Raw genomic sequence first — 19,567 nt, 5'->3', positions numbered from 1 at the left:
CCGGGCCCAGGGCCTGTCCGACAGATTCCCGTCGTGAGCCGCGCGAAGGAGCCGATCACGTGACCTTGGTGACCGCGACGAAGCGGTCGGCGCGGGGCGCGCCGCGTGCCGCCGGAGGACGGAGGCCGCCGCCGGACCACGGAGCCTGGTTCCTGGTGCTGCCCGCGCTGATCCCGATCCTGGTGCTGAGCGTCGGACCGCTGCTCTACGGGATCCTGCTGGCCTTCACCGACGCGCAGTCGGGCCGCACTCGGCCCACGCAGTGGATCGGCGGTCTCAACTTCCGGGACCTGCTGCACGACACGCTGTTCTGGGAGTCGTTCCGGATCGGCCTGGTCTGGGCGGTGGGGGTGACGGTCCCGCAGTTCCTGCTCGCCCTCGGCCTCGCCCTCCTCCTCAACCAGGAGCTGAGGCTGCGCTGGCTGGCCCGCGCCCTCGCGATCATCCCGTGGGCCATGCCGGAGGTCGTGGTCGGCGTGATGTGGCGGCTCGTCTACAACCCGGACGCGGGTGTCCTCAACGAGACCCTGCGCGACCTGGGCCTCGGCGACGGCCGGGACTGGCTCAGCGGCCTCGGCACCGCCCTGCCGGCGGTGATCGTCGTCGGCGTCTGGGCCGGCATGCCGCAGACGACGGTCGCGCTGCTCGCCGGTCTGCAGAACACCCAGCGCGAACTCCACGAGGCGGCCGCGATGGACGGCGCGGGCGCCTGGCGCCGCTTTTGGACGGTCACCTGGCCGGCCCTGAGGCCGGTCGCGCTCGCGATCACCGCGCTCAACTTCATCTGGGAGTCGAAGGAAAAGGCCCGTCAATCGCCCCGACCAGCACGTCCCTTGATCCAAAAGGCGGGAGTGGGAAACAACTGGGAAACCAACTACCCATCGCCCCTGCTCAACCGCACCTGCAGAGCATCCCAACGCTCCTGCAGTGACTTCATGATGGCACGCTCCATCGGCACCGTCACGCTGGAGTAGATCCCCTCCACCCCCGGCACCTCATGACCCATCCGCGACTCCACCGCGAACTTGCTGTGCCCGTCCTCGTCCAGCCACGCCTTCGCACCGTGCCGCAGCAGATACAGCCGCTTCCCCTCGAACGCCGGCACCGCCGGGATCGCAGGCCGCGGCCGCCGCACCCGCGGGCCCTTGCGCTCCTCGGCCCCATCAGCGATCGGCCGCCAATACGTGTAGTCGAAGTTCACCGCGCCGAGGCTCCCGCCCAGCTTCGCCGGGAACACCCACCGGCTGCCGTGGCTCGCAAGCAGCTGCTCCAGGAGCTCCGCCAGGAACGGCGGAATGACCAACGTCCGATAGCTCTCGTACTTCGGCGGAAGGAACTCCAGCACTCCGTCTACGTACTGAACTTGGCGTTCAACACGGATCGCGGGCATCCGCTCCCCGTCGCTGCCGTACCGCACCGCGTCCTCCGCGTACCGCTCCTCCTCATCCGGGTCCGGCCTCGGGTCGGCGCCGGGCCAGTTCGGGTAGCAGTACTCGCGAGTGAGCCCGTACAACTCCGCCGGCCGCATCCCAGTCATGGCCATCGTCCAGATGAACGCGTAGCCCTGCTCTCCGAAGAACGTCCGCGCATTCCGCGCCAGCTGCTCGACAGACTCCGGTGTCATGTCGCGCTTCCGCTCACGCTTCTTCTTCGTGAACTTCCCCCGCCGCCGGGTGCGTTCGACTGGAGAGGTTTTGATCAATCGCGGCACCGCGTCGTCGAGGATCATCCCAAGGATCATCATCACGTTCTTCGCACTGCCGGGCCCGACCGCCTTGTTGATGTACTTCCGGAACGCGCGATAGGCGATCACGTCGATATCCGAGACAGCCGCGTTGGTCTTCTTGAAATACGGCCGGATGTGGTTCTCCACCACCGAGCGATACCCGCGCTCCGTCAACGGCGCATGATCCATCGAACCGAGCCAGTCGTCCAGCCACTCCGTCATCAACGTCGCCCCGTCACGGTTGGACACGCCAGTCCCGTGCCGGAGCTCATACATCTTGTCCTGGCCGTACTCACGGGCCGCCTTCTCGTCGGCGAATCCGCCCTCGGACTCAAACCGCTTTCGCCCGCTGTCGTGGTACTCGCCCGACCACCACTTCACACGGCAAGTCCCACCGCGCCACTCGACGTAAATGTCCTGCGCTCGTCGCGCCATGATCCCCCCAGGGCCATGAAGGTATGTGGTGTGCCGGCGTAGCACCCCTGCCGCCGGTCACATCCGCTGACTGCTTCTACTCTGCCGTGCCGACCTTGCAGCCGCGGCAGACTCTGCAGTCCACGCCCTGTCCCCACATCATCTTCCTTACGCGGGCCTGAACGCCCGCGTCGGAAAGGGCGGTGGGGGACAAAACACATACCTTCTCTCCGTCGACTGGGACTACCTGCCCAATGAAGTCGGGCCCCAGGTCGAGAGTGATGGCCATCTTCATAGGTCCCCCTAATCTCCTTGCGGGACCTCCCCGGGTGTCCGAAAAGAGTGCCATGCGGAACGCATGTGCGGCAGGGGGCAGTTGAAGTTTCAGCGCCCCCACGGATCACAGTCAGGTAACGACGAAAGGTTGTACAGAGTGGGGTTGCTGGTCAGTCAGGGTTTGGCAAAATGCCAAGCTTCCGCAACTCCTCCACAACTCGGTCGCTCAATGCGTGCAGCTCCCGGACCGTCAGATTCGACGTCGTTTCCATCGCCGAATCCCGCACCGCATCCCGCACCGCAGCTCCAGCCTCCTCGGGCAGCCAGCTGCGGGGGATCGTGAACGTGCCGCCGCCCTCTTCGGAGTACTCCACCGGCACCGGCTCGCCCCCCTCGGCGATCGCCATGCAGCTGCCCACCGCCCACCCGAGCGCAGGGTCCATGGCCGCGTAGGTGCCTTCGCGGACCACGAGACCCTCTTCGACTCTCTTCCAGGTGTCCTTGGACACCCCGGCGGCCTTCGCGGCGGCGAGGCGGGATGGGTAGCGCTCAAGGCGGCGAGTCCTCACGAACTTCGCGAGACGTGCCAGGTCGCGGGGGGCGATGGTCATGTCGACATAGTGCCAGGGCCAGCTAGGGCCAGCTAGGGCCAACGGCCGCACATGCCCGAATCTTGGCCAATCGAAGCTAGGTAAAGCTAACCAAACAACCGACTGGAGCGAGATATGTCCAACCGGAGGCCAACTAGAGCTAGACATTGAGGCCAAGTAGAGCTAACTTCAATGCATGCACCAACCCCCAACCACCTTCTTCGAAGTGGACGGGGTGGCCATCCGCGAGAAGCGCAAGCAAGCGGGCTTCGAGATCTCCGAACTGGCTGAGAAGGCGGGCATCAGCCGCCGCTACCTCTCCCACCTGGAGAACGGCACCCGCACCCGCATGAGACCCGGCAAATACGCGGGGCTCAGAGCCGCCCTCGACGCCACCGACGCCGACCTCGCCCCACAGAGGCAGCCCCCAGAAAGGAAGTGACCCCATGGCCAGCGACAAGTACCTCCGGTACGGCCGGCCGACTCCCCCCGCTGACGTCAACCAGGAGTTCATGACGGTCCAGGAGACCGCCTACGTCCTGAGCTGCAGCGTCAAGACCGTCCGCCGCCGCCTGAAGGACCTCGGCATCAAGAGCCTCCCGGGCAACCGGATCGTCACCAGCCGCGCCGACCGGACCCGGATGCACGAGGCCGGCCGCGTGCCTCCCTCCGCGGCCGCCAATGGCAGGCCGCCGAACAAGCAGGGCACGGCACGGCCGCGCGGCCGGAAGGCCGCTGCCGTGACGCCCTGACCAACGAAAAGCGGGGCCGCCCCGGATGCGCGTCCGGACCGACCCCACGCAGGACCGCTCCATCCAACGCACAAGAACGGAGGGGACTACGTGTCTCCCATTCTCCCTGACCAGCAAGAGCTGGTCCTCACCGAGTCCCGCACGATGCGGGCTCAGACGGCCGGCCGTGTCGAGGTGCTCGACAAGGTGAAGGCTCTGGCGCTGCTGCCGGATGGCGCCAACGCCACGACCGAAATGGTCGCCTCGTACTTCGAGGTCGGCAGCGAGGCCATCAAGAGCCTCGTCAAGGACAACCGTGCCGAGCTCGTGAACAACGGCTACTGGGTCCTGCGTGGTCCCCAGCTCCGCGAGTTTGTCGGGTCCCACGAGGACCTGGCAAACATCTTCGCCCCCAAGACCCGCAGTGTCGCCCTCTTCACCCGCCGCACGATCCTGAACGTCGGCCAGCTGCTGACCGAATCAGCCATCGCCCGCCAGGTCCGCACGTACCTCCTCGACGTCGAGGAGATCGCGACGCCGGAGCAGAAGGCGACCGCGATCGAGAAGGCAGCCGAGGCTGAGGCCCAACTGCGGGCGATCGAGGTCCTGGCCCGCATCGACGGCAATACCTCCTACGCCCGGAGCGTCTCCCGGCACATCGCGGCGCGGATGCTCGGCGAGGAGCCGGACGTCGACCCGGCGGACATCACGATCACCTGCGACGAGTTCCTGTCCGGGCGGATCGCGCCGACCGACATGGCGTCGGCTCGCACTCGGCTCGGGAAGACGGTGGCGGCGCTGTACCGGGCGCGGTACGGCCGGGACCCGCAGAAGGTCAAGCGGCCGATCAACGGGGTGCACCGGGACGTCGCGGTGTACACGCACCGGGACATTGACCTGTTCGACACGGCTTGGTCTGAGGTCGGCCGGCACTACAACGTGCAGGACCGCATCGAGCTTGGAGGTGCGGCGTGACTGCTTCTCCGATTGAGATGCCGGGCCGGAGTGTCCTGGTGCTGACGCTGCCTGAGGCGCGGATGACGTCCGCCGAGGCGACGGTGGCGCGGCGCCGGAACGAGGTCGCGTACGAGACCACGGTGACGGCGCAGGAGTTGCCGGAGGCGCATGTTGCGTGGGAGGCGCTCCCGGACCGGGTGCTGGTGACCGCGACGGACATGAACGTGCTGGCGGAGTGGCTGTTCGTGATGGGTGGTCCGATCACGCTGACGGTTCTGCCGTGGGGTCAGACGGTGTGGACGTTGCATTCGCGGACGTGGTCGGACTCGCCGGAGTTTCCGCCGGTTCCGGTGCATGTGTCGGTGACGGTGTCGTCGGATGAGCCGGTGATGGCGGAGGTTCGTCTGGCGGTGCGGCGATGAGTGAGCCGATTACGAGTGTTGAGGCTGCGGTGCGCGAGCACGGGGCGCTGCCGATGCCGGCGGGCCCGGAGCCGCAGCCGCTGTCCGTGGAACAACTGGCGGAGATCGCGGCTGAGCTGGGGCACGTCGCACGGGTTGCGGCTGAGGCCACTGGCTGGCGGCTGGAGGACTACCAGGCTGTCCGTGGCGCGCTGCACAGTGCGCGTCTGCTTGTGACCGAGGCGGGGCGCCTGTCGGCTCGGGTTGCCGAGTTGGAGGCGGAGCAGCACGTCACGAATGAGGCGCTGCGAGCCCGCGACGAGCGGATCGCGGAGCTGGAGGAGTACCCACTCGCCTGGACCGAGAAGCTCGACGCGAAGTCCCTCGACAACTTCTTGATCTGCTTGGTGCAGGCCACGGAGTACGAGCCGATGTCCGGTGCGGTGGATGAGATCCACCAGTTGCTTCGGTCGTTCCGTGAGCACGTTGAGGCGAACCCGTCCGTGGCCGAGTCGGCGGATGGGATTACGCGGCGGGTTGTTCCGGTGCAGGCCCTCCGCGAGGCCGAGCCTGACGAGGCGCCGAGGCCGTACCGCGCGCAGCGTGGAGCCATCGTGATCGGCGACTACGCCACCGACCCGGAAGCCCGGACCGCGTGCGAGACCGTGCTGCGGCAGATCTGGCCGAACGGTGAGCCCCGCTGGATCACGGACGGGGAGGACCTGCTCGCGCCGTGGGTCGCGGAGTTGGACGTGTGCATCGACCGGCGGGTGAAGGGGACGGGTATCGCGATCCGTCTCATGGCGGGTGGTCGGTGATGGCTGCTACCTCGCCTGCTGAGTGGGCTGCGGCCGGATCCCTCGGGGTCACGTCGGTCTCGCTGATCGCGTTCGCCCTGTCGTTCGCTGACGCGGACCTCGGCTACTTCAACCCGCGTCACCCGCTGGCCCGTCTCGTCGAGTCCGGGCGCCTGGACTGGCTGCTGATCACGGTCGGGCCCGCCCGGGTCGCGATCCGGGACGCGGTCCTCGACCTCGCTGCGCTGCTCATCCTCCTCACGACCTCCCCGAAAGGGGCCATGGCATGAACTTCCCCGACGCGATCGGCGGACTCCTCGCCGAGCTCACCCCCCAGCCCTGGGACTACACCACCCCGGACGGCACCACCCTCCGCGTCATCCCCGCCGGCCTTCGGTCGAACCCGGGCGAGGCCGAGGTCCTGATCCGCATCACCAGCCCTGACGTCAGCGGCCTGTACGAGTTCGGGCTCACCGGGCCCGCCACCAAGGGCGCAGCCGAGATCGGCATCACCACCGCCGACCTGCCGACGCTGGTCACCGCTCTGGAAGAGCAGGCCGGGTGGGAGCACGCGGAGGGCTGGGGCGACCCGACCCGCGTCCTGGTGGCGCCGACCCTCCAGGTCACGGTCACCGAGGGGCACCACGACGACGGCCGGTGGATCGCTGTGACGGAGGTGGTGCAGCTCCCTCAGGGGCAGCGGCTGCCGTTGGCGGCGGCTTTGCGCAGGGCGTGGGACGTGGCTGTGGGCTGGGAGGACGGGGTTCCGTGCGCGGAGTGCCCGACGGAGGTTCCGGTGAGGACGACGTTCTGCTCGACGCGTTGCCGTAACGCGGCTGACCGGCACGACGACTTGGACGGGGACCTGTGATGAGCGACTTCGATCACGACCACGACCACACCGAGAACGGGTTCGAGCCGGGTTGTCCCGCGTGCGAGGTCGACGAGGTGTCGCTGCAGGACACGGGCCGGTCGTGGGCTGCGCGGGCGATCAAGCACCCGTCGCACCTGCCGACCCGCCGCCACTTCGCCAAGAACCCGCTGCCCGGCCAGCAGGACCGGAGGACGGCATGAGCGCCCGCGATGACCTGTACCTGTTCGCGATGGTCGGCAAGGTCCACGAAGACGGCAACCGGGCCATGGCGCAGCGGAAGCTCGACGCGCACCGTGCCGAAGTCCTCGCCGAGGCCGACCTGCTGCCCAAGGCGGACGTCGTGGCCTGGCTGGTCAAGAAGGCCCGCGAGGACACGCCGGTGTGGCTGCTCGCCTCGAAAGTCGAGCGCGGCGCGATCCGCCCGGACAACCTGCGGATGCTGCCCGCCGACTTCTTCGAGCCCGGCCACACCTACACCGAGTCCGACGGCAGCACCGACTGGAAGTTCCGCTGCGACGCCATCACCACCCACCCAGAGAACGGTGAGCGCACCGCGCTGGGCTGGCGCCACTTTCAGGGCAAGTGGGAGCCCTGCGCTTACTTCGAGGACGACTTCGACGTCCATCAATACGTTGGCCACACCGATGTCACCGAGACGGGTGACGCCCGGTGAGCGCGCGTGAGGACCTCCTCGAAGCGATCTCCGTCGCGGTCGCGTGTGGCCGCTACAACCCCGCGGACATGACGAGCAAGGTCGACGCGGTCGTCGTCGAGGCCCGGCATGAGGCCGCCGACGAGTTCGACCGGCTGATCCCCGACCGGCAACGCCTCGTGCGCAAGCCCTACGTGCTGCATGTCCTCCGCCACGGCGCCCCCGCCGAACCCGTGACGCTCACGGACGCGGACCGGCAAGCCGCCTTGCTCAACGCCATCCGCAACGACCCCACCGGCCGCTGGAAGAGCGGACGCGCCGTCCGCGCCTACCGGGCTATCGGCATCCACCCCATCAGCCCCGGCACCGCGGGCGGGGACCTGCGGCGCCTCGCTGACACCGGCCACCTCACCCGCCACGACGCCATCGGCGTGACCTGGTACGAACCCCGGAAGGACGGCGGCACTCGATGACGGAAACCACCATCCGCCGCGAATACCTGCTCGCCGCCCTCCGGCACTTCGGCGGCCCGGTCACGACCAAGCGAGCACTCGACATCTACGCCAAGTCAGGCGAGTGGGCCACGGCCGGCAGGAACACTGCGCGCCGCGACCTGCGGGACCTCGCTAGGCGCGCATACCTGGTACCGGCCGAGCACCGCGGGGTCCGCTTCTACCGGCTCAGCAGCGACATCCGACCTGCCCACCCGGCGCGCGGCTCCCGGAAGTTCCTCCTGGCGGTGATCCGGGCGGAGGGCGGCGAGTGGACTACCGGCCGCATCAGGCGCACGTGGCGCCAACTCCTCGGCACGCATGTCCTCCGCATGGCCGCCCGCCGCTACCTGGCCGCTCTACACCGAGACGGCCACCTCGACCGCCACGGCGACGGCACACCCCGCCGCTTCTACACCCTCACCGGAGACGCCCGATGACCATTACCGCGCAGGCCGGAACTTCGGTTCCGGCCGCCGGCCCCGGCATCACCGAGCCCGGCATCTACAACCTCAGCAACGAGGAGTACCACGCCGACCGCGGTTCGCTGTCTTCCTCCGGCGCCCGGATGCTCCTCCCACCGTCCTGCCCTGCCCTGTTCCGGCACGCACAGGACACCCCGCCCGAGCCGAAGAAGACGTTCGAGCTCGGCACCGCCGCCCACAAGCTCGTCCTCGGGGAAGGCCCGGACCTCGTCCAGGTCGACGCCGACAAGTGGACGACGAACGCCGTCAAGGCCGAGGTCGCCGCGATCCGCGACGAGGGCGGCATCCCCCTCAAGCCGGCCGAGTACGAGCAGGTCCACTCGATGGCCGACGCGCTGCGCCGGCACCCCATCGCCGCGGCCCTGTTCGACCCGGCGCGCGGGAAGCCGGAGCAGTCCCTGTTCTGGCGGGACCGGCCGACCGGCGTCATGCGGCGGGCGCGGTTCGACTGGCTGCCCGACGCCCGCTCCGGACGGCTGATCATCCCCGACTACAAGACGTGCCGCTCCGCCGAACCGGCCGCCCTGGCCCGCGCGGTGCAGGAGTTCGGCTATCACCAGCAAGACGACTGGTACCGGGCCGCCGCACGCGCCCTCAACCTCGCCGACGACTCCGCCGCGTTCGTCTTCGTCTGCCAGGAGAAGACCGCCCCCTATGTGGTGACGGTCGTCGAGATGGACGCCGAAGCCCGCCGTATCGGTGCCGCCCGCAACCGGCGCGCCCTCGAAGTCTTCGCCGAGTGCACCGAGACGGGCGTCTGGCCCGGCTACAGCGACGAGATCGCCTACCTCTCCCTGCCCACGTGGGCCGCCATCCGTGACACCGAGGAGTACCTGTGAACTACCCCGTCGAGCGCCAGGCCCCGGCCGCTGCTCCGGCCCGTATCGGACAGGGCACCGCGGTTGAGCAGTCCCGCGCCGTCGCCGAGGTCCAGGCCGCGATCGTCGTCGCACAGCAGGTCCCGCGCGACATCAACGCCGCGATCTCCGAGATGCGCCAGTCCTGCCAGCAGATGTTCCTCGCCGAGCGCGCCTTCTTCCGCTACTCCCGCGGCTCCGGGAACATCACCGGCGCCTCCGTCCACCTCGCTCGGGAGTTGGCCCGCTGCTGGGGCAACATCCAGTACGGGCTCGTCGAGATGCGCCGCGACGACGAGTACGCGCAGTCCGAGATGCAGGCCTTCGCCTGGGACGTCGAGAAGAACTCCCGCAACTCCTCGACGTTCATCGTCCCTCACAAGAGGGACCAGAAGGGCGGCCCGAAGCAGCTCACCGACATGCGGGACATCTACGAGAACAACGCCAACAACGGTGCCCGCCGTGTCCGTGAGGCGATCTTCGCGATCCTCCCGCCGTGGTTCGTCGAAGAGGCCAAGCAGATCTGCACGAAGACGCTGGCTGAGGGCGGCGGCAAGCCGCTGCCGCAGCGCATCGCGGACGCCATCCGCGCGTTCGAGGGCATCGGGATCACGCAGGACCGCATCGAGACGAAGCTGGGCCGGCCGTCCGGGAAGTGGACGGAGCACGACGTTGCGCAGCTGCTGGTGGCGTTCCAGTCGATCCAGCGCGGCGAGGTCACGGCGGACGAGGAGTTCCCGCTGCCGCGGGTGACGGTCGACGAGATCAAGCAGCAGGCCACGACACCCGCGGCCGCCGCGCCTGCCGCGTCGGATGAGCAGGGTGAGCAGGGCTGGCCTGAGGCTGCGGCTCCGGGTTCGGGGGCTCGCCGATGAGCACCCCCTGGCACCTCGGCCGACTGGCCGGCTTCGACACGGAAAGTACGGGCGTCGACGTCGAGCAGGACCGCATCGTCACCGCCTGCATCGTCGAGGTCGGCGGCAAGACTCCGCCGATCGCCGCGAACTGGCTGATCAACCCGAACATCGACATTCCCGAAGCCGCCACCGCCGTGCACGGGATCACGACGGAGAAGGCCAAAGCGGAGGGCCAGGACGCCGCGGAGGGCATCGCCCAACTGGTGGCCGGGCTGACGCAGGTGATCCTCGCGGGGACGCCGCTGGTCATCATGAACGCCCCCTACGACCTCACGCTCTTGGACCGTGAGGCCCGCAGGTACGGGGTGCAAACCCTCACCGACACGGTCGGCGATGACCTGCGCGTGGTGGATCCCCGCGTTATCGACAAGGCCCTCGACATGTACCGGCCCGGGAAGCGCACGCTGACCGACTTGTGCGCCCACTACCACGTGAAGCTCGACGGCGCGCACTCCGCGGACGCGGACGCCATCGCGGCGTGCCGGGTCGCATGGCGGCTGGGGACCGTCTATCCGCTGCTCGCGAGGTTGTCCCTCGATGACCTGCACAAGACGCAGATCGAGTGGCATGCGGCGTGGGCGGCGGACTTCCAGAAGCACTTGCGGAGCAAGGGGCAGAAGGACGCGGTGATCGACGGGACGTGGCCGCTGCGCCCCGTCGAGACGGGGGGTGCGGCATGAGGACCTCCCGCCGCGAGCTCGAAGCACGCAACGAGCGTCTCACCGCCCGGAATGAGCGACTCGACGGTGCCATCGACGAGGCCGTCCGCAACGAACGCGCCACCGCCAACCAACTGCTGCGCATCGCGGGCGAACTGTCCACCGCGAAGGACGTCATCGCCTCCCACATCGTCGCGGCCGGCCATCCCTCGACGGTCCTGCACGACCCGAAGGCGTTCGCCGAGTCCCTGCGCCAGGCCCTCACGGACGCGGGTGTGGACCTGCGGATCGAACTGGCCCGCCTGGAAGGAGCCGACCTGTGACCAGAGAGCAGATCCTCAGCCTCCCGCAGCCGTTGCGGTGGGTGGTCCAGGTGGTCGCCCCGACCGGCCAGCACCGGCCCGTGCGGCCTGCGGGTGCCCTCGTCGACACGCAGTTCGTGCACTGCGTGCCGTGCGGGGTGGAGTCCGCGGCCACCCGCCACGGCGACGCCCTGCGCTGCGCTGAGGGCCACACCGTCCCGGCCGGGGGTGTCTCGTGAACACCGCCCCTGCCGCCGTCGTGACGCTCCTCATCATCCTCGGGATCGGTGTGCCTGCCCTGTGGTGGCAGATCCGCCAAGCGGCCCGGCACGAGTCGCAGCGGGACCGGATCATCCGCGAGGCCCACGAGCGCGCCACGGAGGCGGCGCGCCGGGATGGCCACACGCTCGCCGGCGCGGCCCGCGCCGAGCGTCTGCCCGCCGACATCGAGGACCACCTGACGTGGTTCCTCATCGAGCACCCGGACGTCGCCGACGGGTTCGCCCGGCTGCGGCAGGCCATCCACGACGAACAGCAGAAGGGGGAGCAGACACCGTGACCACGCTCTTCGAACTCAACCCGCAAGCCCCGGCCGCCGTGGTGGCGGCCGGGGACCGGCCCCTCGTCATCGGCCTCGACGTCGCCATGGGCATCTCCGGCGTCGCAGGCATCGGCTGGACCGACCACATCCGCTGCACCGCCGACGGCCAACACGAACGCTTCGCCGCCCAACTCGACGGCCTCGCCACCTTCTACCGCAACGCCGACTTCGTCGTCATCGAAGGCGCCGCCTACAGCAAGAACAACCAAGGCGCCGACGCCCTCGCCGCGATGCGGTGGATGGTCCGCCACGACCTGTGGAAGCGCGACATCCCCTACACGGTGATCACACCGTCCAAGCGGATCACCTACGCGACCGGCACGACCGTCCACAAGGACGAGCACGGCGAGCGGATCAAGGGCGACGCGCTCAAGGCCCTCGTGCGGGCCGCGGTCGGCGAGCGGTACGGCATCCACACCGAGGGCCGGGCGAAGTGGGATGAGGCGGACGCCTACGTGATGTTGGCGATGGGCCTGCACTGGCTCGGCTACCCGCTCGCCGAGGTCCCGGCCCGTCACGCGGCCGCACTCGAAGGCTGCTCGTGGCCGGAGCGTGAGGCGGTGACCGCGCGATGAGCCGGACTAACTCCAAGCGCGGGCTCGACCTGGCCAGCGTGGCCGACGAGAAGTTCGCCGACCGCTTCTGGTCCAAGGTCGACCCCACCGGCGACTGCTGGCTATGGACCGCACACATCAAGCCCCAGGGCTACGGCCAATTCACCGTGCGCAACGAGCAGTTCTACGGCGCCCATGCCGTCAGCTACGCGCTCGTCCACGGCCCCATCCCGCCAGGCAAGGTCGTCTGCCATCGATGCGACAACCCTCCTTGCGTCAACCCTGATCACCTGTTCCTCGGCACACAGGCCGACAACGCCGCCGACATGATCGCCAAGGGGCGAGCGCCACGAACCCGCGGCATCGCCCGCGCCAACGCCCGGCTCACCGACGAGGCGGTTCAGCACATCCGCTCGGCTTCTCGATACCACGGCCTGATTCGCGATCTAGCAGCGCAGTTCGGTGTTTCCACCACCACGGTCCGAGCGGTCCGCAACGGCCGGAAGTGGAGGCACGTCGCATGACGAGCAACGACTGGCGTATGCAGGCAGCTTGCCGCAATGAAGATCCAGAGCTTTGGTTCCCGCGGGGCACTGAGGGCCCGTCGGCCGTCCAGATCGAGGAGGCCAAGGCCGTCTGCCGTCGCTGCCCCGTCCTCAACCAGTGCCGGCAGTGGGCGATGGAGACCCGCCAGCCTTTCGGAGTCTGGGGTGGCCTCTCAGAGAAGGAGCGCACCAAGATCCTCCGACGCCGCGGCGTCCGACTCCCCGTCGCCGACGAAGACGAGGAGCCGCGCCCCGTACGCACCTTCCAGTCCCTGTACGACGAGCGCACCGTCCTCCTCCGCGACGGGCACCTCGTCTGGACCGGAGCCGTGCCCGTCCACTGCGACGGCGTCTACTACACGCCCACGCAGATCGCGTTCCGTGTCGGCCGCGGCCGGGCGCCCGTCGGGAAGGTCAGCCGCACCTGCGTCAAGGAGGGGTGCGTGCTGCCCGCGCACCTGACGGACCAGGACGAGCGGGATGAGCGGCGGGCGGCGTCCGCGCAACGCCCGGTCACGTACTCCCCGAGCGGGCGGGCGCTCGCGCCGTGCGGCACCCGCTCCGCCTATCAGCGGCACATCAAGAACAAGGAGCCGATCGACGCCGCATGCCGGAAGGCCAACACCGAGGCCCACAACCGGCTGGTGCGCACCGGTACGACGAAGGCCCTCGCCTCATGAGCGGCCCGCTGACTCGCCGCCCGTGCGACGTGCCCTGGCTCCCACACGGCCTCAAGCGGGCCCGCCTCTACCCGGCCGGATGGCGCTGCGACCGGCACACCCCGAACGCCATCCGCGGGCTGCCCGAACCGCAGCCCGGTCCGGGGATGCCGGCGGGTGCGCAGCGGGTGCTGTCGCCGCTGTCGACGTCGGCGGTGTTCGACCAGCGGGCCATTGCCTCTGGGAAGCGCCGGTCCGGTGCGGCCGCCTACCGGGCGGCGCAGGCCGCCGTCGACCACCGAAAGGACACCACCTCATGAAGCCAGGCCGCTTCACCGCCGGACTCCTCCTCGGAGCGTCCGCATCCGGCATCGCCTACGCCTGCTCGGCGCCCCCGCTGTGGGTGTTCCTGATCGGCCTGGTCGTCGCGGTCCTCGTGTGGTTTGGCGAGTTCCTCCTCGACGACCTCCTCTAGCCATCCATCCCGGCGGCCGGCCCCCAGGGTTCCCCCACCCTCGGCCGCCACCCGGGCCCCGCGCTCTTCCCCCACCGCGCGGGGCGGCCCGGGCCCCCGACCACCGCACCACCCACCAGAAAGGCACCACCCGTGACCCAACCCATCGACGCCGACGTCAAGTTCGACAGCAAGGTCCTCACCGACGTCGCCGAAGCCCTCGAACCCCTCGCCGAGGAAATGTTCAAGCAGCGCCGCGGCCGGTGGATGGCCGTCGTCGAGCTCGGCCACGTCGAGCGCACCGAACCCGGGCCAGACGAGGACAAGAACCCGGCCGTGAAGATCCGGGTCACCTCGATCGAGGTCGCGGCTGACGAGATCACCGGCGGCCGGCTCCGGGGCGTGCAACGGGAGATGTACGAACGCCGCACCTCCGGCGGCACCCTCTTCCAGCACGAAGGCGAGGTCGCCTGATGTACATCGGACACCGCTGCGACTGCGGACACAGCGACCTCAACCACACCCAGGACGGCGGAGGCGAAAGCCTCGGCAGCTGCGTCGCCACCTGCCAGCGCCCGTGCGGGCCGCTCGCCGCACCGGAGGTCATCCCGACCTTTGACATCAAGGCCCGGCAGGTCGAGCGGGTCATCGTCCCCGGCGAGGGCCTGCCCTCGGAGGGCGGCGGGTACGTCGTCCGGACCTGTGCGTGTGACGCCTGCGTGGCGCTGCACGAGCAACTGGTGAGCGCCTGATGGCCGGGGCCTGGTCGCAGACGGGCGCCGACTCCCGCCGCTCTGCGGCCGGGCCCGCGCGCCCCATGACCGCCTACGACAAACAACGGGGGGCGCACCCCTGGGAGTGCGAGCGCTGCGGAACCGCGGTGCTCAAGCAACTGGTCGGCCGGCGGGCCGCACTGAACGTGACCGCGGACGCCGAGCCGGTCACCCGGGAACGGGCGGCCGCGCTGGTCGAACCAAACCGGCTCGCCTGGTGCCTCGTGCGGCTGCGCAACGGAAGCCCGGACCTGAGGTGGCGGTGCCGGAACGAGTGCGGGCACGCGGTGGCCATCGAGCACCGGTGCCCGACCGACGTTCAGGAGTTCGGCCGCCGGCCGGAAGGAGCGATGTGGTGACGTCAGCCCTTCGCGATGTTCTTGGCCGCGTCGATGTCCCGTTGACGACGGCGCCACGCGGCGACCTCACGCACGACGTACATGCGGATGTCCGTGGCCCGCGCTACGCCCTTCTCGGCGCACGCCTTCTCGTAGTCAGCCCAGGTGTCGTCGTCGATACGGACCACACGGCCGGGCTGCCCCTTCGTCGTCATATCGACAGCGTATCTGACCGTGCATTGGCTGGTCACCAGGCTGTGACACTTCGGCTAGCAATTGACTATCCGGTGACCGGTCACCCCGGGGTAGAATCTGGGGCAGGTGAGGCGAACAGCGACAGCTCTTTGACCTGCTAATTCGCGCTGCCCACCACCCCGCACTCCCGGCAAGGAGCACCACCCGAGTGACCGGAAACCCCGAACAGCACCGCCACCCCGGCGAGTGGCCCGCCAAGCCCGTCGACCTCGACGCGGACCAGACGGGCCACGACGAGCTGTACGTGAAGCGCGCGCAGGAACACGCCCTTCACGAAATGGTCCTCGGCTCCATCCGGCACGACCTCAACCAGCAGCCCACCCCCGGCGCCATCCGCGCGGCCGCCCGGACCTGGAAAAACGCCATCACCCAGCTCGCCGACGAACTCATCACGCGGAGGAACGAACGATGACCACCACCGCGACCCCGACGCTCTTCGACGACGAGCCCCCCACCACACCCGCACGACAGCCCCCCACCCCCGAACGCCCCCAAGGCGTCTACGGCCTCCGCCCCGCCGAAGCCCGGCTCATCGCCGCCCACGACCCCGACATCCACGACCCCAACCGCAGGCCCTGCCTCTACCTCGTCGTCACCCACTGCCCCTACTGCGAACACCAGCACATCCACCCCGCCGGACACCTCGGCGAACCCCGCCTCTGCCCCCGCAACTCCCGCTGCATCGGCCAGACCAACGGCGCCTACTACTTCCCGGCGGTGCACCAGTGACCACAGCACCCCACGCGCCCCAACTGGCCGCAGACATCGACCTCGTCAGAGCCTCCCTCGCCTTCCACTTCCAGGACGTCCCCGGCCTCCTGTCCATCTGCTCCGACAAAGACGGCTTCGCCGGACGCCGCTTCACCACCGACGAAATCGGCATCGCCGCCGCCACCCGCTACATCAGCGACCTCGAACGCCGCCGACCGAAGGGCATCTACACCCAGGTCACCACCCTGCGCGAACACCCCCCGGTCGGGCCCGACGGCAAGAGCGGACGCGGCGGGAAAGACCTCGCCCACGGCCTCACCCTCCTGTGGGCAGACGGCGACTACGGCAACATCGGCCACAAGCCCGGCCTCGACGACATGCCCCACCCCCTCGACGCCGACCACGTCCAAGAGATCGTCCTCGCCTCCGGGCTCCCCGCACCCAGCGGATGGTGGCACTCCGGCGGCGGCTACAACCCCATCTGGGCACTCGCCGAGCCGTACATCATCACCAGCGACGAAGACCGCGCCGCGATCGAGCAGTTCACCATGGGACTGCAGGCCGTCCTCGGCGCGGCCGCCTACTCACACGGCTGCTCCTGGGACACCCAGATCGGCAACCTCGACCGGCTCATGCGCGTACCCGGCACCGTCAACCGCAAGGAAGGCGGCGCCCGCCCCACCGGCAGCTACCCCGGCAGCGGCGAGGCCATCAACCTGGGCATGATGCGCGTCGCCGTCGCCCGCCTGGAGCCGAACGCCCGCACCCTCCTGGACAAGGCCGCCGCCGAGAAGCGCGCCCGCCAGGACGCGCGCACCGGCCGGACCACCCCGGCACCGTCGCCGCGGCGCGCAACCACGTTCCCCCGCTCCGCCAGCAGCGGCCCCGGCGTCTTCGACATCCTCGCCGCCGCAATGACCTTCCGCGACATCCTCGAACCCGCAGGCTGGACATACCGCGGCACCGCCGCCGACGGCCGCGAAAAGTGGCTGCGCCCCGCCGGAGCCGAAGGCCAAGCCGAGTCCGAGCACAGCCTCGTCTGCGACGACCACGTCGCCGTCAACTGGTCCGAACGTGCCGGCCTCCCCACCGGCCAGCAGCCCGGCGGGAAGAAGCTCACCGTCCCCACCCTGTGGGCGCACCTCCACTACAACGGCGACGAGTCCGAAGCCGCCCGCGACATCCTGCGCGCCGCCCACAACCAGGACGCCCACGCCGCCGCCCGCCAGCTGCCGCCGCAGGTCCTCGCCGAGGTCGCCCGCCGCTTCAACCCGCCCGCCGTCCGGCAGCCGGCCGAGGACATCTGGCAGGTCGTCGAAGACCCGGCCGACGAAGACGAGCCGGAGCCCGACGCATCCGCCCCACCCGCCGCCCGGCCCGGGCTCCTCCCCGAAACGTTCTGGGCAGCCCGGCCGATCTTCCAGCACATCCGCCAAGCCGCCCACTCCCAAGGCTGCTCCGGCGACCTCGTCCTCTACTCCACCCTCGCCCGCCTGTCCGGCATGCTCTCCCACCACATCCGCGCCGTCACCGGCATCGGCGGGCGCGCCTCCCTCAACGTGTTCGCCGCCATGGTCGGCACCTCCGGCGCAGGCAAATCCATCGCCGCCGGATGCGTCCGCGACCTCATGCACCCCGCCGACGACGACTTCCGCGACGGCCTCCCCATCGGCACCGGCGAAGGCGTCGCCGAAGCCTTCATGGGCACCGTCGACGAACCCACCGGCGAACTCCACCAGAAGGGCCCCTACAAGGGCGACCCCGTCATGGCGAAAGTCCGCAAGCAGGTCCGGCACAACGCGTTCTTCTACGTCGACGAAGGCCAGACCCTCGCCAAGCTCGCCGAACGCTCCGGCAGCATCCTCGGCGAAACCCTCCGCCGCGCAGCCATCGGCGAAGCCCTCGGCCAGACCAACGCCAGCGAAGAACGCACCCGCTACATCGCCCCCGGCTCCTACAGCCTCGGCCTCCTCGCAGGCTTCCAGCCGTCCATCGCCACCGTCCTGCTGGCCGACGCCCACACCGGCACCCCGCAGCGCTTCTACTGGGGCTGGGCCGACGACCCGTCCATCCCCGACGAACCCCCGCCGTTCCCCGGCCCCATCGAGCCGCACCCCGGCCGCCACCGCCCCGACCGGCCCGTCGACGTCACCTTCCCCCAGCGCATCCGCAAAATGTTGTGGCAAGACCGCGTCGCCCGCGGCCGCGGCGAACTCGAAGTCGCCGAACTCGACGGCCACGCCGGCCTCATGAAGGTCAAGCTCGCCGCCCTCTTCGCGCTCCTCGACGGCGGCCGCTACGAGGTCACCGAAGAGGACTGGCAGCTGGCCGAGACCGCGTGGGAGTCCTCGTGCAAGGTGCGTGACGCGCTCGTCCTGCGGGCGCAGCGTGAGGCCGCCGCGGAGAAGATGCGCGCCGAAGACGCCAAGGTCCACGCCGAACTCCGCTCGCACGTCGCGAAGAAGGACGCCGACCTCACCTTGGAGCGCGTCGCCCACCTCGTCCGCCGTCACGCCTCAACGGTCGGAGGGATCACCTACGGCGGGTTGAAGAAGGCTCTCGCGTCCCGGGACCGGCCCGTCGCGGAGAAGGCCGTGTCTCTGGCTGTCGCGCGCGGCTGGGTGTTCGAGGAGGGGGACCGGGTCTGTGTCAAAACGGACTAATCGGAGGTGGACAGATCTTGTCCACCTTGGTGGACAGAGGTGGACGTGGACAGGTGGACATCTGTCCACCACCCCCTGTGTCGGAAAAACGGGCCTCATTTCTACCCCAACAAACTATAAGAAAAAGGACATTAACTCTCACTCACGCGCCACGCGAGACGGGGGGTGGTGGACACGCGTCCACCTTGTCCACCTGTCCACCTCGTCCGGCATTCAACTACCCGCACGAGACCCGCCGGCCGCAACGCCACCCCGGCACAACTGACCGCGCACATCCGGTTACAGCGACTCCACACGATCAACAACGCGCGACCCCTGATCTGTCCACCCGAAAGGCCACACCATGACCAGCACCCCGCCCACCGACCAGAAGCTCGACGAGATCGAAGCCCGCGCCAACGCCGCCACCGACGGACCCTGGACTCTCCACGAGGACGACGGCGACACCTTCCGGGCCCCCGCGTGGGAAGTGCTGTCCGCCTCGGGGTGCCGCTGCCGCCGTTCGCCCTCGCGGTGGCCCGGACGCTCACCCCGTGACCCTGCCCGTGTTCTGCACCCGACCCGACACCACCACAGGAGAACCCGTGACCGAGCCCACGGCATCTACCACGCGAATCCCCGACGACCTGTGCCCCACCCACCGCGCCCACTTCGTCGGCTGGCGCCGCAACGACTACAACCCCTGGAACCCGACGGAGTGGCCCGGTGGGAGTCACATCATGGACTCCCGGACCAGCCACGGTGAGCGCGCCCGGGACTGGGACCGCAAGAACCTTCAGGCCATGGACCAGGTGGCCGCGATATGCCGCTCAGGCCGCTCCCCGCAATGCGACCACCCGGCCGCCTCGCCGACAGCGTCGACTGCGGCATGACCACCCACACACG

At 69.5% G+C, this 19,567-nt stretch carries 32 protein-coding genes and 1 pseudogene; 30 read left to right on the top strand and 3 right to left on the bottom strand.

Annotated features, from left to right (window positions below):
* Positions 1 to 59 precede the first annotated feature (59 nt).
* A complete protein-coding gene (locus tag OG252_RS13435; RefSeq protein WP_329336210.1) occupies positions 60 to 974 on the top strand; it encodes a carbohydrate ABC transporter permease in 915 nt (304 codons plus the stop codon).
* Here OG252_RS13435 and OG252_RS13430 read toward each other — a convergent pair.
* Both OG252_RS13430 and OG252_RS13425 read right to left on the bottom strand, forming a co-directional pair.
* Positions 875 to 2,161, bottom strand: coding sequence for a site-specific integrase (locus tag OG252_RS13430; protein ID WP_329336208.1), 1,287 nt, complete (start codon positions 2,159 to 2,161; stop codon positions 875 to 877). The genes OG252_RS13435 and OG252_RS13430 overlap by 100 nt on opposite strands.
* A 425-nt stretch (positions 2,162 to 2,586) precedes the next feature.
* Positions 2,587 to 3,027, bottom strand: coding sequence for a helix-turn-helix domain-containing protein (locus OG252_RS13425; protein WP_329336206.1), 441 nt, complete (start codon positions 3,025 to 3,027; stop codon positions 2,587 to 2,589).
* 175 nt (positions 3,028 to 3,202) lie between these two features.
* Between OG252_RS13425 and OG252_RS13420 the strand changes: the two genes are divergently transcribed.
* The 25 genes and pseudogenes from OG252_RS13420 to OG252_RS13300 all read left to right on the top strand — a co-directional run bounded on the left by OG252_RS13420 (position 3,203) and on the right by OG252_RS13300 (position 15,074).
* Positions 3,203 to 3,448 (top strand): helix-turn-helix domain-containing protein, encoded by a 246-nt coding sequence (locus OG252_RS13420; RefSeq protein ID WP_329336203.1) that lies wholly within the window; start codon positions 3,203 to 3,205, stop codon positions 3,446 to 3,448.
* Between the two features lie 4 nt (positions 3,449 to 3,452).
* Positions 3,453 to 3,758 (top strand): DNA-binding protein, encoded by a 306-nt coding sequence (locus tag OG252_RS13415; RefSeq protein WP_329336201.1) that lies wholly within the window; start codon positions 3,453 to 3,455, stop codon positions 3,756 to 3,758.
* A 90-nt stretch (positions 3,759 to 3,848) separates the two neighbouring features.
* A complete protein-coding gene (locus OG252_RS13410) occupies positions 3,849 to 4,712 on the top strand; it encodes a hypothetical protein (RefSeq protein ID WP_329336199.1) in 864 nt (287 codons plus the stop codon).
* 38 nt (positions 4,713 to 4,750) lie between these two features.
* Positions 4,751 to 5,116, top strand: coding sequence for a hypothetical protein (locus tag OG252_RS13405; RefSeq protein WP_329336198.1), 366 nt, complete (start codon positions 4,751 to 4,753; stop codon positions 5,114 to 5,116).
* Positions 5,113 to 5,913, top strand: coding sequence for a hypothetical protein (locus OG252_RS13400; RefSeq protein ID WP_329336197.1), 801 nt, complete (start codon positions 5,113 to 5,115; stop codon positions 5,911 to 5,913). Before OG252_RS13405 ends, OG252_RS13400 begins: the two co-directional genes overlap by 4 nt.
* The gene (locus OG252_RS13395) at positions 5,913 to 6,182 is read left to right on the top strand and encodes a hypothetical protein (RefSeq protein ID WP_329336196.1); all 270 of its coding nucleotides are present in this window, start codon (positions 5,913 to 5,915) and stop codon (positions 6,180 to 6,182) included. Before OG252_RS13400 ends, OG252_RS13395 begins: the two co-directional genes overlap by 1 nt.
* Positions 6,179 to 6,763 (top strand): hypothetical protein, encoded by a 585-nt coding sequence (locus OG252_RS13390; protein WP_329336195.1) that lies wholly within the window; start codon positions 6,179 to 6,181, stop codon positions 6,761 to 6,763. Before OG252_RS13395 ends, OG252_RS13390 begins: the two co-directional genes overlap by 4 nt.
* Complete coding sequence (locus tag OG252_RS13385; protein ID WP_329336194.1) at positions 6,763 to 6,966, top strand: hypothetical protein; 204 nt, start codon at positions 6,763 to 6,765, stop codon at positions 6,964 to 6,966. The genes OG252_RS13390 and OG252_RS13385 overlap by 1 nt, the downstream gene beginning before the upstream one ends.
* Positions 6,963 to 7,439: a hypothetical protein gene (locus tag OG252_RS13380; RefSeq protein WP_329336193.1), complete on the top strand. Its 477-nt coding sequence runs from the start codon at positions 6,963 to 6,965 to the stop codon at positions 7,437 to 7,439. Before OG252_RS13385 ends, OG252_RS13380 begins: the two co-directional genes overlap by 4 nt.
* On the top strand, positions 7,436 to 7,891 hold the full coding sequence (locus tag OG252_RS13375) for a hypothetical protein (RefSeq protein ID WP_329336192.1): 456 nt from the start codon (positions 7,436 to 7,438) through the stop codon (positions 7,889 to 7,891). The genes OG252_RS13380 and OG252_RS13375 overlap by 4 nt, the downstream gene beginning before the upstream one ends.
* Positions 7,888 to 8,349 carry a hypothetical protein gene (locus OG252_RS13370; RefSeq protein ID WP_329336191.1) on the top strand — a complete coding sequence of 154 codons (462 nt, stop codon included), beginning with the start codon at positions 7,888 to 7,890 and terminating at the stop codon, positions 8,347 to 8,349. Before OG252_RS13375 ends, OG252_RS13370 begins: the two co-directional genes overlap by 4 nt.
* Positions 8,346 to 9,233 carry a PD-(D/E)XK nuclease-like domain-containing protein gene (locus OG252_RS13365; RefSeq protein ID WP_329336190.1) on the top strand — a complete coding sequence of 296 codons (888 nt, stop codon included), beginning with the start codon at positions 8,346 to 8,348 and terminating at the stop codon, positions 9,231 to 9,233. The genes OG252_RS13370 and OG252_RS13365 overlap by 4 nt, the downstream gene beginning before the upstream one ends.
* Positions 9,230 to 10,126, top strand: coding sequence for a hypothetical protein (locus OG252_RS13360; protein WP_329336189.1), 897 nt, complete (start codon positions 9,230 to 9,232; stop codon positions 10,124 to 10,126). The genes OG252_RS13365 and OG252_RS13360 overlap by 4 nt, the downstream gene beginning before the upstream one ends.
* Positions 10,123 to 10,848, top strand: coding sequence for a 3'-5' exonuclease (locus tag OG252_RS13355; protein ID WP_329336188.1), 726 nt, complete (start codon positions 10,123 to 10,125; stop codon positions 10,846 to 10,848). The genes OG252_RS13360 and OG252_RS13355 overlap by 4 nt, the downstream gene beginning before the upstream one ends.
* Complete coding sequence (locus OG252_RS13350; protein ID WP_329336187.1) at positions 10,845 to 11,150, top strand: hypothetical protein; 306 nt, start codon at positions 10,845 to 10,847, stop codon at positions 11,148 to 11,150. Before OG252_RS13355 ends, OG252_RS13350 begins: the two co-directional genes overlap by 4 nt.
* Positions 11,147 to 11,368 (top strand): hypothetical protein, encoded by a 222-nt coding sequence (locus OG252_RS13345; RefSeq protein WP_329336185.1) that lies wholly within the window; start codon positions 11,147 to 11,149, stop codon positions 11,366 to 11,368. Before OG252_RS13350 ends, OG252_RS13345 begins: the two co-directional genes overlap by 4 nt.
* Positions 11,365 to 11,688, top strand: a complete 324-nt coding sequence (locus tag OG252_RS13340; RefSeq protein ID WP_329336183.1) for a hypothetical protein — start codon at positions 11,365 to 11,367, stop codon at positions 11,686 to 11,688. The genes OG252_RS13345 and OG252_RS13340 overlap by 4 nt, the downstream gene beginning before the upstream one ends.
* Positions 11,685 to 12,305, top strand: a complete 621-nt coding sequence (locus OG252_RS13335; RefSeq protein ID WP_329336181.1) for a hypothetical protein — start codon at positions 11,685 to 11,687, stop codon at positions 12,303 to 12,305. The genes OG252_RS13340 and OG252_RS13335 overlap by 4 nt, the downstream gene beginning before the upstream one ends.
* A 38-nt stretch (positions 12,306 to 12,343) precedes the next feature.
* Positions 12,344 to 12,808 (top strand): HNH endonuclease, encoded by a 465-nt coding sequence (locus tag OG252_RS13330; RefSeq protein ID WP_266446949.1) that lies wholly within the window; start codon positions 12,344 to 12,346, stop codon positions 12,806 to 12,808.
* Positions 12,805 to 13,047, top strand: a pseudogene (locus OG252_RS13325) (WhiB family transcriptional regulator); the annotation flags it as partial. The gene OG252_RS13330 and the pseudogene OG252_RS13325, both read left to right, overlap by 4 nt.
* 458 nt (positions 13,048 to 13,505) lie before the next feature.
* Complete coding sequence (locus tag OG252_RS13320) at positions 13,506 to 13,808, top strand: hypothetical protein (protein WP_329336176.1); 303 nt, start codon at positions 13,506 to 13,508, stop codon at positions 13,806 to 13,808.
* Entirely contained in the window at positions 13,805 to 13,963 is a 159-nt protein-coding gene (locus tag OG252_RS13315) for a hypothetical protein (RefSeq protein ID WP_329336174.1), read from the top strand. Before OG252_RS13320 ends, OG252_RS13315 begins: the two co-directional genes overlap by 4 nt.
* A gap of 132 nt (positions 13,964 to 14,095) precedes the next feature.
* A complete protein-coding gene (locus OG252_RS13310) occupies positions 14,096 to 14,416 on the top strand; it encodes a hypothetical protein (protein ID WP_329336172.1) in 321 nt (106 codons plus the stop codon).
* Positions 14,416 to 14,694 carry a hypothetical protein gene (locus OG252_RS13305; RefSeq protein ID WP_329336169.1) on the top strand — a complete coding sequence of 93 codons (279 nt, stop codon included), beginning with the start codon at positions 14,416 to 14,418 and terminating at the stop codon, positions 14,692 to 14,694. Before OG252_RS13310 ends, OG252_RS13305 begins: the two co-directional genes overlap by 1 nt.
* Entirely contained in the window at positions 14,694 to 15,074 is a 381-nt protein-coding gene (locus OG252_RS13300) for a hypothetical protein (protein ID WP_329336167.1), read from the top strand. The genes OG252_RS13305 and OG252_RS13300 overlap by 1 nt, the downstream gene beginning before the upstream one ends.
* 2 nt (positions 15,075 to 15,076) lie before the next feature.
* Here OG252_RS13300 and OG252_RS13295 read toward each other — a convergent pair whose 3' ends face one another.
* The gene (locus OG252_RS13295; protein ID WP_329336165.1) at positions 15,077 to 15,268 is read right to left on the bottom strand and encodes a hypothetical protein; all 192 of its coding nucleotides are present in this window, start codon (positions 15,266 to 15,268) and stop codon (positions 15,077 to 15,079) included.
* A 188-nt stretch (positions 15,269 to 15,456) separates the two neighbouring features.
* Here OG252_RS13295 and OG252_RS13290 point away from each other — a divergent pair, with 188 nt between their 5' ends.
* The 4 genes from OG252_RS13290 to OG252_RS13275 all read left to right on the top strand — a co-directional run bounded on the left by OG252_RS13290 (position 15,457) and on the right by OG252_RS13275 (position 19,554).
* A complete protein-coding gene (locus OG252_RS13290) occupies positions 15,457 to 15,720 on the top strand; it encodes a hypothetical protein (RefSeq protein WP_329336163.1) in 264 nt (87 codons plus the stop codon).
* A complete protein-coding gene (locus OG252_RS13285; RefSeq protein WP_329336161.1) occupies positions 15,717 to 16,037 on the top strand; it encodes a hypothetical protein in 321 nt (106 codons plus the stop codon). Before OG252_RS13290 ends, OG252_RS13285 begins: the two co-directional genes overlap by 4 nt.
* On the top strand, positions 16,034 to 18,682 hold the full coding sequence (locus OG252_RS13280; RefSeq protein WP_329336159.1) for a hypothetical protein: 2,649 nt from the start codon (positions 16,034 to 16,036) through the stop codon (positions 18,680 to 18,682). Before OG252_RS13285 ends, OG252_RS13280 begins: the two co-directional genes overlap by 4 nt.
* 584 nt (positions 18,683 to 19,266) lie before the next feature.
* Entirely contained in the window at positions 19,267 to 19,554 is a 288-nt protein-coding gene (locus OG252_RS13275) for a hypothetical protein (RefSeq protein WP_329336157.1), read from the top strand.
* Positions 19,555 to 19,567 lie beyond the last annotated feature (13 nt).

Source organism: Streptomyces sp. NBC_01352 (assembly GCF_036237295.1).
GTDB classification, from domain to species: Bacteria; Actinomycetota; Actinomycetes; order Streptomycetales; family Streptomycetaceae; genus Streptomyces; species Streptomyces plumbiresistens.
The sequence above is the reverse complement of the archived record's forward strand: the minus strand, read 5'-3'. Positions and strand labels throughout refer to the sequence as shown.